Genomic DNA, 13,980 nt, shown 5'->3' with positions numbered 1-13,980 from the left:
CGCGTCGTCGAAAACGTCATCGGCGCGGCGATCGCGCTCTTCTACGGACTGCTCATCCCGTCGTTGATCGCACGACGCTCACACGCCCCGGCACCTCTACAGCAGATCGCCCCGGACTGACGCCGTTCAAACGTCGACGTCGCCCCGCCGCGCGAGCGCAAGTGCTCGTTCACGCGGCTAGACCTGACCAGCGAGACGCTGATCGGCTACCCGTTCAACCAGTCGCGCTTATCGCCCGATCGCGTCTGCGACGAAGGGGATCGTTGCCGTGACCAGTGTCCCGCCGCCGGCCGGGCTCTCGATCCGGAGGCGCCCGTCGAGCGCGGCGAGCCGGTCCCGGAGGCCCTGGAGGCCGCTGCCGTTGGGGCGGGCGCCGCCGACGCCGTCGTCGCGCACCTCGACCCGCAGGCTCCCGTTCTCGACGACCGCGGCGACCGCGGCGCTCGCGGCGCCAGCGTGTTTGGCGACGTTGGTGAGCGCCTCGGCGACGACGAAGTACGCGGTCGCCTCGATCGCGGCGGGAAGACGGTCGGCGGGGATCACAACCTCCACCGGAACCGGCATCCGCGAGGCCAGTGCCGCGACGCCCGAGCTCAGGCCGCCGCGCGTAAGGACCGAGGGCAGGATCCCGTGGGCGAGCTCGCGCACCTCGGCCGTCGCCTGTTCCGCGTTCGCCATCGCCTGCAGCACCAGCAGCTGCCCGTCCTCTGCTCCGTTCGCGAGCGCCTGCTGCGCCAGCTTGAGCAAGATCACCGTCTGCACCAGGCGCTGCTGCGCGCCGTCGTGCAGATCGCGGACGATCCGGCGACGCGCATCGTCCGAGGCAGCGACGATTCTTCGGCGCGACGCGGCGACCTCTGCCGAGTGTTCCGCGTTCGCGATCGCCGTGGCGACGAGCTCCGTGAACGACGCGAGGCGCGCGTCGGTATCCGGCGCCAGCGGCCCTTCGCTCGAGGTGGCCGTCATGACGCCCCAGAGTTGACCTTCGACGACGATCGGGCTGCCAACTGCCGACTTGATGCCCGCCTCCTTCGCGGCCACGCCGATCGGGTCGGTGGCAGCTGAGAAGTCGTCGAGGCGAGCGGCTTGGCCGGTCTGGAGCACGATCCCGGCGACGTTCGTACCCTGGGTCGGCCACTGTCGGCCGGTAGGAAAGGCAGTCTCTGTGGTGCTCCACGAGGCCACCGTCGTCACGCTGCCGTCCGGTTCGTAGCGACCCATCGTGGCGCTGCCGATGGGCAACAGCCGGCCGATCTCCTTGGCGACGGCCTCGAAGAGATCCTGAGACGATGCCCCTTGTGCCACCAAGGTCGCGACGCGCCGTAGCGCCGCCTGCTCCTCCGCGAGCTCGGCAAGCGCGTCGCGCGCCTCAGCGCTCGCGATCGCGGTTGCCACCAGCTCGGTGAACGCGGCAATACGGGTCTCGGCGTTCCCGGCCCATGGTTCGACGGCGCGCGTCGCGGCCAGCAACGCGCCCCAGAGCTTCCCCTCGACGAGGACCGGCGCCCCGACGCCCGAGCGCAAGCCCCAACGTCGCGCGAGAGCCGCTGCTTCACCCTCCGTCTCGGCGTAGCGGTCTATTCGCCCGGGAGCGCCGGTCTCGAAGATGCGAGCGGCGAGGCCGTCGTCATCCAGTGAATACTGCGCCCCGATCGGCAGCGTCGGGCCGTCGCCGCTCCAGCTGGCGATCGTCGTCGCTGTGCCGTCGCCGGGGAAGACGTGCAAGACCGCAAGGTCTGCATCCAGCAGCAGTCCGACCGCCTGCGTGACGGCCGTGAAGACCTCGCTCGGGGACGACTGCTGGGCGACGAGCACCGCCACCCGGCGCAACGCCGCTTGCTCCTCGGCGAGCCGCTGCACTTCCCCGCGCGCCTCGGCGTTCGCAAGCGCGGTCGCGATCAGGTCCGTAAAGCTCTGCAGTCGCTCGGCTGTGTCGGCCGGTAGCGGCTCGCTCAGCGTCGAGATGATCATCGCGCCCCAGAGCCGGCCCTCCACTTTGATCGGGACGGCAACCGTTGCGACGGGGTGGATGCGCTCCAGGATCGCGGCGAGGTCAGGATCACCGGCCCCGCTCGGATGATCAAGACGGGCGGCGAAACCAGTTCGGTACACCGCCGCCGACGTCAACGCGTCGTCGAGCTTCCATCTGGATCCGACGACGGGCTCAACGGCGCCGTCTCCGACGCCGACCACGAGGAGTTGCGCCGGATCGCCGTCGAACTTGCCGACCACTACCAGCTCAGTGCGGAAGATGGCCGCGACTTCGTTGCTGACTGCACAGAAGATCTCGGCGGGCGGCACAGCCTCGGCCACCATCGTGGCCATGCGCCGCAGCGCTACCTGCTCCTCGGCCAGCACGCCGCGAACGGTCACGTCCCTCGAGATGCCGTAGAGAACGCCCTCGGGCGGCAACGTGCTCGGGTTCCACTCAAACAAGCGCGCCGAGCCGTCGAAGCAAACGAGACGGCCCTCGAATCCGATGAGGCCCTGTCCGGCGGCCAACTGGATCAACGCGTCGCGCGCACCCTCCACATCATTGGGATGCATGAACTCCAGGAACGGCCGCGACATGAGCTCCTCGCTCGAGTAGCCCAGCACCTGCTCGAACGATCGGTTCAACCGCTTGAAGTAGCCGTCGACGCCGGCGATGCAGAGCAGGTCGGGTGAGAGATCGAAGAACTGCCGCAGCTCATCGTCCGGCTCGGGCAACGGCATGCCGCGAGTATGACCCTCCACGGCCCCAACCGGGAGCTCCCGCCGTCGTCCACGGAAGCGAAGCGAAGCGATCGGCGTTCCCGTGCCCGCCGCGTAGCGCGGCTTGAGCGGACGGCCGGCCGTCAGGCGTCCAGTCGTTGGATGTCATCGAAGGCCACGGTGACCGTCTCATAGAGGATCTCGCTCGCGCCGGCCTTGAGGCCGCCGATCTCGATCTTCGCCGGCCATGCCGATTCCAGGTGGTACCGGGCGACGGGGGTCCCGTCGGCGGCGTACATGACCAGCGTGCAGCTCTTACGGGCGGCCGCCGGTTGCCCCTCGACCACGGACTGCGGCCAGGCGAGGATCTCCATCGCGTTGTTCTTGCCCCGTTTGAGGGCGACGGTCCTCGGATTGCGCGCGGCCGGATCGCCCGGGCTGATGCCGGCGAGCTCAGAGAACGAGGCGATCTCGACGCCGTCGATGGTCAGACTGAATCTGGTGGCGGCCCGGGCGTCGCGCAGCACGCCAGGCGGCTCCGGCTGGGGATTGAGCGTAGGCGGACCGGGCACGCCGGCCGACCGCTGCGGCGGCACGTCGGCGTGCGCGGTGGACGCCGCCGCCAGCAGCGCCCCGGCGGCGACGGCTGCGCCTAGAGCGCGAAGACTTCCTCGTGGCACGTGCATGAACAACTCCCGGATCGGTGAATGCGATACGCGATCCGACGCGCGCGGCGTCACGGTATTCCGCGAGTGCGATCGCGCAGGGGTCGGCCGGGGGTTTCCCCCCGGTCGCAGCTCAAGGCGCCGGTGTGGTGGCGAGCTACTGCTGTTTGATCCCGGCGGCTTCGATGATCCGGGCGGCGCTTTCGCGCTCGCGCAGCACAAACCGCGTGAAGTCGGGCTGCGTCATGCTCAGCGGTTCGCCACCGTGTTTCACGAGCGAGGCGCGCACACCGGGATCTGACAGGGCGCGCGCGATGTCCTCGGCGAGCGTCTGAACGACTCCGGCCGGAGTGGCGCGCGGCGCCCAGATCCCGTACCAGATCGGGAAATCGAAGCCGGGGACGCCTGCCTCCGCAACCGTCGGAACGTCGGGTAGCGCGCTTGAGCGCCGAGTGCTGCTCAAGCCGAGCGGCAGGATCCTGCCCGCGCGGATATGGGGCAGCGTGGTCGGGATCGGCGACAGCGCGTAGTCTGTGCGCCCGGCGATCGTGTTCGCGATCGTGTCGGCGATCGCATCGCTCCCTCGCGCAGGGACGTGGGTGGCGTCGATCCCGGCTGCGAGATTGAATTTCTCGATCCCCAGGTGCGTGCCCGTGCCCACGCCGGTAGAGGAGAACCGCAGCTGCCCCGGCCTTGCCCTCGCTGCAGCGATCAGCGCGCCGACGGTAGCCAGGCCTGTGGTCTCGCCCGCGACGAGCACGTAGGACTGAGTGGTAAGCGCAGCGACCGGGACGAAGTCCGTCACAGGGTCGTAGGGGAGTTCCGTCACAAGCGCCGCGGCATAGACGTGCGCGTTGGTGTGGACGAGCAACGTGTAACCGTCGGCAGGGGACGTCGCCACCATCGCTGGGGCCGCCGTGCTACCCGCGCCAGGATGGTTCTCGACCGTCACGGGCTGACCCCACAGCTGAGCAAGCTTGCGACCCACCACGGTCGCGACCAGCTCTGGTCCACTGCCCGGGCCGAACGGTTCAATGATCCGCACGAGTTTGGTCGGATAGTCGGCTCTGGCGGTCGGAATCGCTGCTCGCATGATCTCCGCTTCCAGGAGCGAGGGTTGTACCACGGCCCGCCCGCGCACCGCCGACCACAAATACGCGCCCCGAGCGGCAGGTGCACTTCCCATTTCCTGGGTCATCGGGAGTCATACACGAGCGTTCAGGTTGGATTCACCCGGCTCTGCACACGATGGCGGGCCGTGCTGCCCTCCATCTCGATCTGCGTCAGTGAAGACAGTCTGCTCAAGACGCTCAGCGCCGAACTGCAGATCCACGGCTTCCGTATCGAGGCGCATCTCTCAGCCTCCGCGGCCATGCGGGCTCTGCCCGGCGACACGCCGCGAGTGTGGGTGCTCGACATCGCGCTTCCCGACGCCGACGGTCGCGATGTGTGCCGGGCCCTGCGAGCCGCTGGGATCGACTCGCCTGTCCTGTTCTTGAGTTGCGTAGGCACGCTCGCCGAACGCCTCAGCAGCTTTTACGCCGGCGGCGACGACTACCTGAGCAAGCCGTTCGCGAATGCGGAGCTGCGTGCCCGCGTGGCAGCGCTGGGACGGCGTCGGACGAGCAATCATCTGACTCCGGGCCCGCCCTTCCCGGCCTTCGATCCGGTCGAGCTCTCGGTCAGCCTGGCAGGGCGCACCGCCGTCCTCACCCCGCGCGAGTATCGCCTCCTCGCCGCGCTCGCCACAAATCGCGGCGAACACGTCGGTCGCAGCGACCTGATCGCCGTGACGGAGACCGATACGGGCTCCATCGGTGCCGACGAGCTCGACACCTACGTCGATCGCCTGCGTTGGAAGCTCGTCGACATCGGGGCGGGTGAGACCATTGACGCCGTCGCACGCGACGGATACCGCCTGCACTGAACGTGAGCATGGTTGAGTGGGCCTCTTGAGGCGACTGCTGACGGAAGGAACCGAAGTCACCGTCCGCTATCTCGCGGTCGCCGAGCACGGCGTCGTGGAGCGCGTCGAGGACGGCGGCCGCACTGTCGTGGTCGTCACAGATCGCGGCGAGCTCCTGCGCTTCCACCTGATGGCCAGTGCCCACTACGTCACGCGGGATCGAGCCGCACGGTTGCAATTCTGATCGCGACGTGCCGCTCGTGTCCGTGATGCCCAGAGCCCAGCCCGCCGGCGGACTTCGGTTAGACCACGAGTAGCGGACACGCGGCATGGGCCGTGAGGCTCGCCGCCACGTCCCCGCGCATGAACCGGCGCACGGCGCCGTGGTGGTGCGCGCCGACCACCAGCAGGTCGACGGTGAGGGCGAAGCGCGCCAGCGCCCGCTCCACATCGCCCTCGATGGCGACCCCGTGCACGCCCGGGATCTCGGCCATGCGCCGAGCGGCGGCGACGGCGCGCCAGCCGCTTCCGCTCTCGAGCGTCTGCCAGTTGGAGGGCCATACGACGCGGGCGGCGTGGACCTCGGCACCGAGCTCCCAGGCGAGCTCGCGGGCGACGTCGAGCACTTGGCGTCCCGCGGGCGTGTCGGTGTGGCCGATCCCGATCGAGTGGATGCCCGTCCGCTCGCGTTCTGCGTAGCCATGCGGCGTCACGGCGACCTGGCACGGCGCGTCGCGCATTGCCGCGCGGGCGTGGTCGCCGAAGCGCCACGGCCCGTGGTGGCGGGAGCCGACGATCAGGAGGTCGGTGCCGCGGGCCGCGGCCAAGGCGTGGAGCGCCGCCGCGGTCTGGTGGGCGACGAGCTCGTGGGCGAACACCACGGTCGTGTCCGGGCCGCGAAGCACCTCGGCGAGCGCGAACGCGTCGCGGCCACCCGCGTGCCCATCGTCGGAGACCACGATCTCGCCATACATCCACGTGCCTACCCAGGTGGGGACTCCAACCGTACCTCGGTGGCATCGCGCCGTGTGATCGAGAGGAAGACCACGAGCGCGAGGATGCACCCGAGGAAGATGTAGCTCGTGCCGGTCGTCCCCAGGCCGAGACCGCCGTACTTCTTGCTGTTCTGTGACATGAAGTCGCCGATCGAGGCTCCGAGCGGGCGGGTGAGGATGTAGGCCAGCCAGAACGCCAGCACCGCGTTGAGCTTGAAGGCGAAGTGGGCGACGGTGACGGCGGCGATCAGCGCTCCGAAGATCGCGATCGAAACGCCGTAGCCGAGGTCGAGCTTCTCCGCGCTGAGGTCGCCGGCGGCGGTGCCCAGCGCGAACGTGAAGAGGATCGCGAGCCAGTAGAACGCCTCGCGGCGGGTCGTGAAGATCGTGTGGATCGACAGCGTCCGCTCGACGCCCCACCAGGTCGCGAACACGATCGCGAGGATCACGGCGAAGATCGGCGTGCTGGTGGTCAGCGGGACGTTGTACCGGTCGGTCATGTTGTCGGTGATCAACGTGCCGAAGACGCTGATCACGACCACCACCGACCAATAGAGACCCGGGATGTAGCGGCTGGCCCGGAACTGGGTGACCAACAGTGCCGCGAGCAGCGCTCCGGTGACGTACGTCGTCTTGCTCAGCCCGAACCCGAGGTTCTCGTTGAGATAGTCCGCGGCCGTCTCGCCGACGGTCGTGCACATGATCTTGATGACCCAGAAGTACAGGGTGACCTCCGGCACCTTGTTGAGCATCCGCCGCCCGAGCGAGGGTCCGATTCGCAGGTGGGCGTGGGGATCGCGGATCTGCGTCGCCCCGGCCGGCGCGCTCACCGCGGTCACCGGCAGCCCGAGATGCGCGGCACGGTGCGGCAGGTCGACGTGCAGCCAGCTCTCGATGTGGTGCGGGGCGGTGCCGACGATCAGCTCGTCGACGGCTTCCTCGTGCAACAGCTCCTCGATCGCGTCCATCGGGTCATGGCGGGTGGAGACGAAGCCCTTGATCGGAATGCCCGTCTCTTCCTGCAGCGAGGGCAGCGTCTGATCGAGCACCCGCTGGGCCTCGGCGGCCTTCGCGCGGCGCTCCGGATGGGTGGGATGCCACTCCGCGGGCGCCGGATTGGGCACCAGCACGCGCGCCTCGATCGGACTGCCGTCCGCGCGGGCGCGAAGGGCAGCCAGCAGTTCAGGAGTCACCGCACTGTGATCGGTGACCACCAGGAACCTGGTCGGGGCGGGAATCGCCATAGGGCTCCTTCGAGTCGTTGACGCTGGCCGAAGGGTGCACCTCCGCGCCTGACCGATTCCTGAACGCCATTCAGGCGCGCGTCAGGTCGCGCTCGCTAGAACCCGGACATGTCGATTGATCCGATCGGCGTGATCTTCGCGCTCGCGGTAGTCATCGTCGTCGAACGGTGGCGAAGAGGTCGCTGGCCTCGACGCCGTTGATCGCGCGCTGCGGGCGTGCGCGACCCAGGAACGCGACGGCCCAGTTGGCGACGGCGGCGATGCGGTTCTTATGCCCGGTCAGGAACAACAGGTGGACGAACAGCCACAACAGCCACGCCGCCACCCCGGTCATGCGCAGCCGCCCGATCGACGCGACCGCGCGGAAGCGGGCGATCGTCGCCATCGTCCCGAGGTCGTGGTAGCGGAACCGCCGCTCGCGCACGTCACCGCGCAGCCGCCGCACGACCGTTCGCGCGGCATGGGTGCCTGACTGCATCGCCACCTCGGCCACGCCGGGCAGGTGATCGAGGCTCATCAGATCGCCGACCACGAACACCTCGGGGTGGCCGGGCAGCGTGCAGTCCGGCCGCACGGCAACCCGTCCGGCGGAATCGGTGGGCGCCCCGCTGCGGGTGGCGAGCGTCGCGCCGAGCGGTGAGGCTTGCACGCCGGCCGCCCAGATCTTGGTGCGCGCCTCGATCCGCCCCGCTGTGACGTCGAGGCCGTCGGCGTCGACGCCGGTGACCGTCGTGTGCAACCGCACCTCGACGCCGACCCGTTCAAGGTCGCGCCGCGCACGTTCGCGCAGCGGCGCGGGAAACGGCGCCAGCACGTGCTCGGCACCTTCAACGAGGATGACGCGAGCATCCGCGGGCTCGAACGTTCGGAAGTTCCGCCGCAGCCCGCGGCGGGAGAGCTCGGCGATCTGCCCGGCGAGCTCGACCCCGGTCGGGCCGGCGCCGACGACGACGAATGTCAGCCACGCGGCTCGCCGCTCGGGGTCGGACTCGAGCTCGGCCATCTCGAAGGCGCCGAAGATCCGCGCGCGCAGTGCGAGCGCGTCGTCGAGCGTTTTCAGCCCGGGCGCATGTTCGGCGAACTCGTCGTGGCCGAAGTACGACTGGGCCGCTCCCGCCGCGACGATCAGGCTGTCGTACGGCACCGTGGACGATGTCCCCTGACAGTCCAGCGTGAGTTCGCGCGCGGCGAGGTCGATGTCGACCACGTCGCCGAGTACGACGCGGGCGTTGTCTTGGCGGCGCAGCACCTCGCGGATCGGTGGTGCGATGTCGCCTTCGGCGAGCACGCCGGTCGCCATCTGGTAGAGCAGCGGCTGGAACAGGTGGTGGTTCGTGCGGTCGACGACGGTCACCTCGACCGGTGCCCGCCGCAGGGCACGTGCGGCGAACAGACCGCCGAACCCTGCGCCGACGATGACGACGCGATGGCTCATGCCGGCAGCTCGACGTAGGCGATGCCGGTGAGGTTGCCCTGTACGTCGAGCAGCTCGCGGCGGTTGGCGCCGTCGAGATCGGCGGCGTAGAGCGTCCCCGCGAGGTCGGTCATGAACATGCGCTTGCCGTTGAGATCGAGCGCGAGGCCGATGCCCTCCATCAGGTGCGTCACCAGGATCTCGGGCGGCTCGCGATGCCCGTTGCGCGCCTCGAACGGCGCCCGGTTGACGGTGTTGCCGCGCGGCGGGTCGCCACGATCGGTCCAGTACATGGTGCTGGTCGCGATGTCGAGCTCGAGATCGATCGGCTCGGGGAGAGCGTCGTAAAGCATCTCGACGTCCCTGCGCGTGGCCGCGGTCTCGCCGTCCGGGACGTCGATCGCCGCACGCAGGATCTGTCCGCGGCCGCCGTCACTCGGGCCCTTCTGCGTCCAATAGATCCGCCCGGCGCCGACGTCGACCGCGATCCCGACGCACCAGCGCGTCTGGTCGCGGCGGTCCAGCTCGCCTTTGCCGGTCTGCACGAGCGTCTCGAGGTTGGAGCCGTCGAGGTCGCAGCGCATCACCCGCATGCCCTCGCGGTCGGACCAATACAGCTTTCGGCTCAGCGGCTCCAGCTGCAGTTGCTTGGGCGTGAACGTCGCGCCGCTGGGGACGATGGTCACGCGGTTGGTGCCGTCGAGGTCGGCGCGCTCGATCGAACCGTCGTTGGCGGACGGGTTGCCCATGTTGGTCCAATAGAGGTGCCCGTGGGCGACGTCGACCGCGATGCCGTCGGGGAGCCGGCAGCCGTCGACGAGGATGCGCTTGTCGGTGCCGTCGAGATTGACCGAGAAGACGCGCCCGCCGGCGCTCATCTCGAGTGCGAAGAGCCGCGGCCGTGTCGTCATGCCGCGACCCCCGCCCGCATCTGCTGGAGGGCGAGCAGCATCGAATCGCGCTCGGCGGCCAGCTCGTCGATCGAGCGGCCGCCCGCCTCCGAGAGCACCCCGTCGACGATCGCCTGCTCGAGCTCGGGCGTCAGCTGCGGCTGGCCGAGGTCGGGCCACATCGCGGCGAGCGGCCCCATCAGGTGGTCCATGAAATGCTGAATCCCGCCCTCGCCGCCGCCGAGATGCCACAGCAGGCTCGGTCCCATCACGCCCCACCGCAGACCCGGGCCCCACGACACGGCGTCGTCCGCGGCCCCCACGTCGAGTACGTCCTCGGCGATCAGGTGCACGACCTCGCGATAGAGCGCGGCCTGCAAGCGGTTCGCGACGTGGCCGGGCAGCTCCTTGCGCAGGTGAATCGGCTTCTTGCCGACGGCGGCGTAGAAGTCCATCGCGGCGGCGATCGTCTCCGGCGCGGTCTTCGCGCCGCCGACGACCTCGACCAGCGGGATCACGTGCGGCGGGTTGAACGGGTGGCCGATGACCGTGCGCTCGGGCCGTCGGCACCCGGTCTGGATGACGCTCATCGTCAGCCCCGACGAACTCGAGGCGATGATCGCCTCCGGCGGCGCGGCGGCATCGAGGTCGGCGAACAGCTTGACCTTGAAGTCGATGCGCTCGGGGGCGTTCTCCTGCACGAAGTCGGCGTCGCCGACGGCATCGCGCGCCTCGGCGGTGAAGCTCAGGCGATCGGGCGAGGCGCCGTCCGCGACGCCGAGCGCGGTCGCGGTTTCCCACGCCGCGTCGATGTACGTGCGCAGCGCGGCTTCGGCGCCGGGCGCGGGGTCGGTGGCGGCGACGTCCAAGCCGCGGGCGAGATAGTGCGTCGCCCAGCTCGCTCCGATCGTGCCGGTACCGACGATCGCGATGCGTTGAATGGGGTTCATTGCTTCACTCCAGTTCGGGTTCAGCGCCCGTGCCAGACGGGCGGACGGCGCTCGGCGAAGGAGCGCGCGCCCTCGTGCGCGTCCGCGCTCGCGACCAGCCTCGCGACGATCGGGTCCTGACGCTCGAAGGCGGCACGCTCGTCGGCGCGCACGATGTCTTTGACCGCGGCGAGCGCGAGCGGCGCGTTGGCGGCGATGTGGTGGGCCAGCTGGTGGGCGGCTTCGAGCGCGCCACCGGCGGCGGTGACGTCGGCGGCGAGCAGCCCGTGCTCCGCCGCCTCGGGGGCGAACAGCGGGTCGCCGGTCAGTAGCACGCGCAGCGCGACGTGATACGGGATGCGCCGCGGGAGGCGAAGCAGCCCGCCTTCGGAGGCGACGAGCCCGCGCTTGACCTCGGGGAAGCCGAAGCTCGCGTCCTGGGCAGCGACGATCAGATCGCACGCGAGGGCGAGCTCGAAGCCGCCGCCGAGGGCCCAGCCCTCGACCGCGGCGATCAGCGGCTTGTGCACCTGCGCGCGCGTCAACCCGCCGAAGCCGCGTCCGTCGAGCACGGGCAGCTCGCCGCGCGCGAAGGCCTTGAGGTCCATGCCCGCGCAGAAGGTCCCGCCCGCGCCGGTCAACACACCCACCGACAGCGCGGGATCGTTGTCCAGGAGGTCAAGCGCCGCGCCGAGCTCGACGGCCACGTCATGGTTGACCGCGTTCTTCTGCGCGGGTCGGTTGAGCGTGATGGTCAGCACGCCGTCGCCGCGCTCGACCAGGACGGTGCCAGGCATCACGCCGCCTCCGCTCGCGCCGTCGAAGGGATCACGCCCGCGGCGCGCAGACGCGCGATGTCCGCACGGTCGAAGCCGAGTTCGCCCAGCACATCGTCGTTGTGCTCACCGATCGCGGGCGCGCGCCGCGCGGGCGTCTTGCCGCGCCCGCGCAGAGTGATCGGGCTGCTGATCGTCTCGGTGAGATCGTCGTCGCCATCGAGCGGGACGACCACGCCGTTGGCGCGCAGCTGCGGGTCCGCGGCCGCCTCCTCCGGCGTCTGGACCACGCCGTAGGTGATGTGCGCGCGGTCGAGCACCTCGCGCCAGTGCGCCAGCGGCTGCGAGCGGAACGCCGTATCAAGCAGCTCGGTCAGCGTCGCCGAGTTGCGCGCGATGCGCTCAGCGTCGGCGAAACGCGGGTCCTCGGGCAGCGAGGGATACCCGACCGCGGCCGCGAGCCCCGGCCAGTGCGGCGGCGACACGACGAGCATGAGCCAGCGGCCGTCCGCGGACTGGTAGGGGTTGATCAGCGGATTCGTCGGCGCGGCTGGGTCGTGCGCTCCGAAGGACGTGCCGCCGGCCAGCGCGCCCGCGACGAACGTGCCCGCCGACCACACACCGGCGGCCAACAATGAGGTGCCGACGCTCATGCCCTGGCCGGTGCGCTCGCGGTGGTACAGCGCAGTCGCGATGGCTGCGCACAGGCTCATGGCCGCCGCGTAGTCGCCGCTGCCCGGGATCGGGACCGTCGGCGGGGCGCCGGCGTCGCGCGTCGAGGCCAGCAGCCCGCTGCGCGCCCAGTAGGCCGTCAGGTCAAAGCCCGGCAGCGCCGCGTCAGGCCCGGCGTCCCCGAAGCCGGTGACGTCGGCGTAGATCACGTGGGGGTTCCAGCCGGAGACCTCCTCGTAGCCGAGGTGCAGCTTCTCGCGCGTGCCGTGGGGGAAGTTCGTGATCACCACGTCCGCCCACCCGACCAGCCGGCTGAGGACCTCCGTCGCCGTCGGGGCCTTGAGGTCGATCGCCACACTCCGCTTGTTGCGGTTGGTCAGCTCCCAGCTGTAGTTGGCGCGCGCCCGGGGACACGGTGGCACCGAGCTCAGCACGCGCGAGAGATCGCCGGCGGGAGGCTCGAGCTTGATCACCTCGGCGCCGAAGTCGGCCAGCACGGCCGCCGCCGCGGGACCGGCGATGAAGCTGGCGGCGTCGAGCACCTTCACGCCCGCAAGAACCGATTCGCCGGCCATCACACGAACGCCCCGAGACCGGTGACGGCGCGCCCGACGATCAACGTCTGGATCTCACGCGTGCCCTCGTAGGAATAGATCGCCTCGGCATCGGCGACGAAGCGGCCGACGTTGTAGTCGAGCACGATGCCGTTGCCGCCCAGCAACTCGCGCGCCCAGCCCACGGTCTCGCGCATGCGCACCGTGCAGTAGGCCTTGGCCAGCGCCGAGTGCTCATCCTTGAAAACGCCCGCGTCCTGGAGCTGGGCCAAGCGGACCATCATCCCGAACGACCCGGTGGCGTTGCCGAGCATCTTGACCAGCAGGTCCTGGACGAGCTGGAACTTGCCGATCGGGCGCCCGAACTGTTCGCGCTCGGTCGCGTAGCCGAGCGCGATCTCGTAGGCGGCGAGCATGATCCCGACCGCCTCCCAGGCAACGCCGCTGCGGGTCTGGCGCAGGATCTTGGCGGTGTCCTTGAACGAATCCGCGTGCGCCAGCCGGTTAGCCTCCGGCACGCGGCAGTCGTCGAGCACGATGTCGGCGTTCTGCACGATCCGCAGCGCCATCTTGCGCTCGATCTTGCTGGCGTGAAAGCCTGGCGTGCCCTTCTCGACGATGAAGCCCAACACCCTGTCCGTGTCGACGTCACGGGCCCAGATGACCACCAGGTCGGCGAACGTCGCGTTGCCGATCCAGCGCTTGGCGCCGTTGAGGATCCACTCGTCGCCGTCGCGGCGCGCGGTCGTCTGCAGGCCGCCGGCGACGTCCGAGCCACCGTGCGGCTCGGTCAAGCCGAACGCGCCGACCTTCTCGAAGCCACTCATCGCCGGCAGCCAGCGGCGCTGCTGCTCAGCGTCCCCGCAGGCCAGCACCGTGCCCATGGCCAGGCCGGTGTGCACACCGAAGAAGGTGGCGATCGAGGCATCCGCGTGCGTGAGCTCGAGCGCGATGATCCCCTTCAGAAGATTGCTCGGCTCAGGGTCCCCGGAGTCCGGGTCGGCCCAGGTGTTCAGCCCGAGGTTGGCGAAGCCCGGGATGAGCTGGAACGGGAATGCGTCACGCGCCCAGTGGTCGGTCACGATCGGCGCGACCTCGCTGCGCAGGAACTCGCGCAGCCGCTCGACCGTCTCGCGTTCGCCAGGGGCGAGCAGGTCCTCGTACGCGTAGAAGTCTCCAGGAAGCAGTCCCGGGCCCAGATACGGCCCTGGGATGTGCGGCAGTGTCGCGGTGATGCTCAT

Annotated in this window: 13 protein-coding genes; 2 read left to right on the top strand and 11 right to left on the bottom strand. The window is 70.0% G+C overall.

Annotation, left to right across the window (positions count from 1 at the left end):
- Positions 1–228 precede the first annotated feature (228 nt).
- The 3 genes from OM076_RS06620 to OM076_RS06610 all read right to left on the bottom strand — a co-directional run bounded on the left by OM076_RS06620 (position 229) and on the right by OM076_RS06610 (position 4,557).
- A complete protein-coding gene (locus OM076_RS06620) occupies positions 229–2,715 on the bottom strand; it encodes a GAF domain-containing protein (RefSeq protein ID WP_270038695.1) in 2,487 nt (828 codons plus the stop codon).
- A 122-nt stretch (positions 2,716–2,837) separates the two neighbouring features.
- On the bottom strand, positions 2,838–3,380 hold the full coding sequence (locus OM076_RS06615; RefSeq protein WP_270038694.1) for a phage tail protein: 543 nt from the start codon (positions 3,378–3,380) through the stop codon (positions 2,838–2,840).
- Positions 3,381–3,516: 136 nt separating this feature from the next.
- Entirely contained in the window at positions 3,517–4,557 is a 1,041-nt protein-coding gene (locus OM076_RS06610; protein ID WP_270038693.1) for a Bug family tripartite tricarboxylate transporter substrate binding protein, read from the bottom strand.
- Between the two features lie 60 nt (positions 4,558–4,617).
- Here OM076_RS06610 and OM076_RS06605 point away from each other — a divergent pair, with 60 nt between their 5' ends.
- Both OM076_RS06605 and OM076_RS06600 read left to right on the top strand, forming a co-directional pair.
- Positions 4,618–5,286, top strand: coding sequence for a response regulator transcription factor (locus OM076_RS06605; protein ID WP_270038692.1), 669 nt, complete (start codon positions 4,618–4,620; stop codon positions 5,284–5,286).
- 25 nt (positions 5,287–5,311) lie between these two features.
- Complete coding sequence (locus tag OM076_RS06600; protein WP_270038691.1) at positions 5,312–5,509, top strand: hypothetical protein; 198 nt, start codon at positions 5,312–5,314, stop codon at positions 5,507–5,509.
- Between the two features lie 58 nt (positions 5,510–5,567).
- Here the strand turns inward: OM076_RS06600 and OM076_RS06595 are convergent, their stop codons facing one another.
- From OM076_RS06595 to OM076_RS06560, 8 genes are all read right to left on the bottom strand, one after another.
- On the bottom strand, positions 5,568–6,239 hold the full coding sequence (locus tag OM076_RS06595; protein ID WP_270038690.1) for a universal stress protein: 672 nt from the start codon (positions 6,237–6,239) through the stop codon (positions 5,568–5,570).
- Positions 6,240–6,247: 8 nt separating this feature from the next.
- Positions 6,248–7,012 carry a COG4705 family protein gene (locus OM076_RS46760; protein WP_372518000.1) on the bottom strand — a complete coding sequence of 255 codons (765 nt, stop codon included), beginning with the start codon at positions 7,010–7,012 and terminating at the stop codon, positions 6,248–6,250.
- Between the two features lie 643 nt (positions 7,013–7,655).
- Positions 7,656–8,939: an NAD(P)/FAD-dependent oxidoreductase gene (locus OM076_RS06585; RefSeq protein ID WP_270038688.1), complete on the bottom strand. Its 1,284-nt coding sequence runs from the start codon at positions 8,937–8,939 to the stop codon at positions 7,656–7,658.
- Positions 8,936–9,829 (bottom strand): hypothetical protein, encoded by an 894-nt coding sequence (locus OM076_RS06580; RefSeq protein WP_270038687.1) that lies wholly within the window; start codon positions 9,827–9,829, stop codon positions 8,936–8,938. The genes OM076_RS06585 and OM076_RS06580 overlap by 4 nt, the downstream gene beginning before the upstream one ends.
- Entirely contained in the window at positions 9,826–10,782 is a 957-nt protein-coding gene (locus OM076_RS06575; protein WP_372517999.1) for a 3-hydroxyacyl-CoA dehydrogenase NAD-binding domain-containing protein, read from the bottom strand. The genes OM076_RS06580 and OM076_RS06575 overlap by 4 nt, the downstream gene beginning before the upstream one ends.
- The gene (locus OM076_RS06570) at positions 10,779–11,534 is read right to left on the bottom strand and encodes a crotonase/enoyl-CoA hydratase family protein (RefSeq protein ID WP_270038685.1); all 756 of its coding nucleotides are present in this window, start codon (positions 11,532–11,534) and stop codon (positions 10,779–10,781) included. Before OM076_RS06570 ends, OM076_RS06575 begins: the two co-directional genes overlap by 4 nt.
- A complete protein-coding gene (locus tag OM076_RS06565; protein ID WP_270038684.1) occupies positions 11,534–12,760 on the bottom strand; it encodes a CaiB/BaiF CoA transferase family protein in 1,227 nt (408 codons plus the stop codon). Before OM076_RS06565 ends, OM076_RS06570 begins: the two co-directional genes overlap by 1 nt.
- Positions 12,760–13,980 carry an acyl-CoA dehydrogenase family protein gene (locus tag OM076_RS06560; protein ID WP_270038683.1) on the bottom strand — a complete coding sequence of 407 codons (1,221 nt, stop codon included), beginning with the start codon at positions 13,978–13,980 and terminating at the stop codon, positions 12,760–12,762. The genes OM076_RS06565 and OM076_RS06560 overlap by 1 nt, the downstream gene beginning before the upstream one ends.

Source organism: Solirubrobacter ginsenosidimutans, from assembly GCF_027587205.1.
Note: the sequence above shows the minus strand (reverse complement) of the source record. Positions and strands in the feature narration are given on the sequence as shown.

What these genes read in the sequence shown, in the direction of transcription:
- OM076_RS06610 (WP_270038693.1), bottom strand. Translation starts at nt 4,557, where the DNA reads ATGACCCAGGAAATGGGAAGTGCACCTGCCGCTCGGGGCGCGTATTTG.
- OM076_RS06620 (WP_270038695.1), bottom strand. Translation starts at nt 2,715, where the DNA reads ATGCCGTTGCCCGAGCCGGACGATGAGCTGCGGCAGTTCTTCGATCTC.
- OM076_RS06585 (WP_270038688.1), bottom strand. Translation starts at nt 8,939, where the DNA reads ATGAGCCATCGCGTCGTCATCGTCGGCGCAGGGTTCGGCGGTCTGTTC.
- OM076_RS46760 (WP_372518000.1), bottom strand. Translation starts at nt 7,012, where the DNA reads ATGCTCAACAAGGTGCCGGAGGTCACCCTGTACTTCTGGGTCATCAAG.
- OM076_RS06580 (WP_270038687.1), bottom strand. Translation starts at nt 9,829, where the DNA reads ATGACGACACGGCCGCGGCTCTTCGCACTCGAGATGAGCGCCGGCGGG.
- OM076_RS06565 (WP_270038684.1), bottom strand. Translation starts at nt 12,760, where the DNA reads ATGGCCGGCGAATCGGTTCTTGCGGGCGTGAAGGTGCTCGACGCCGCC.
- OM076_RS06560 (WP_270038683.1), bottom strand. Translation starts at nt 13,980, where the DNA reads ATGAGCATCACCGCGACACTGCCGCACATCCCAGGGCCGTATCTGGGC.
- OM076_RS06570 (WP_270038685.1), bottom strand. Translation starts at nt 11,534, where the DNA reads ATGCCTGGCACCGTCCTGGTCGAGCGCGGCGACGGCGTGCTGACCATC.
- OM076_RS06595 (WP_270038690.1), bottom strand. Translation starts at nt 6,239, where the DNA reads ATGTATGGCGAGATCGTGGTCTCCGACGATGGGCACGCGGGTGGCCGC.
- OM076_RS06615 (WP_270038694.1), bottom strand. Translation starts at nt 3,380, where the DNA reads ATGCACGTGCCACGAGGAAGTCTTCGCGCTCTAGGCGCAGCCGTCGCC.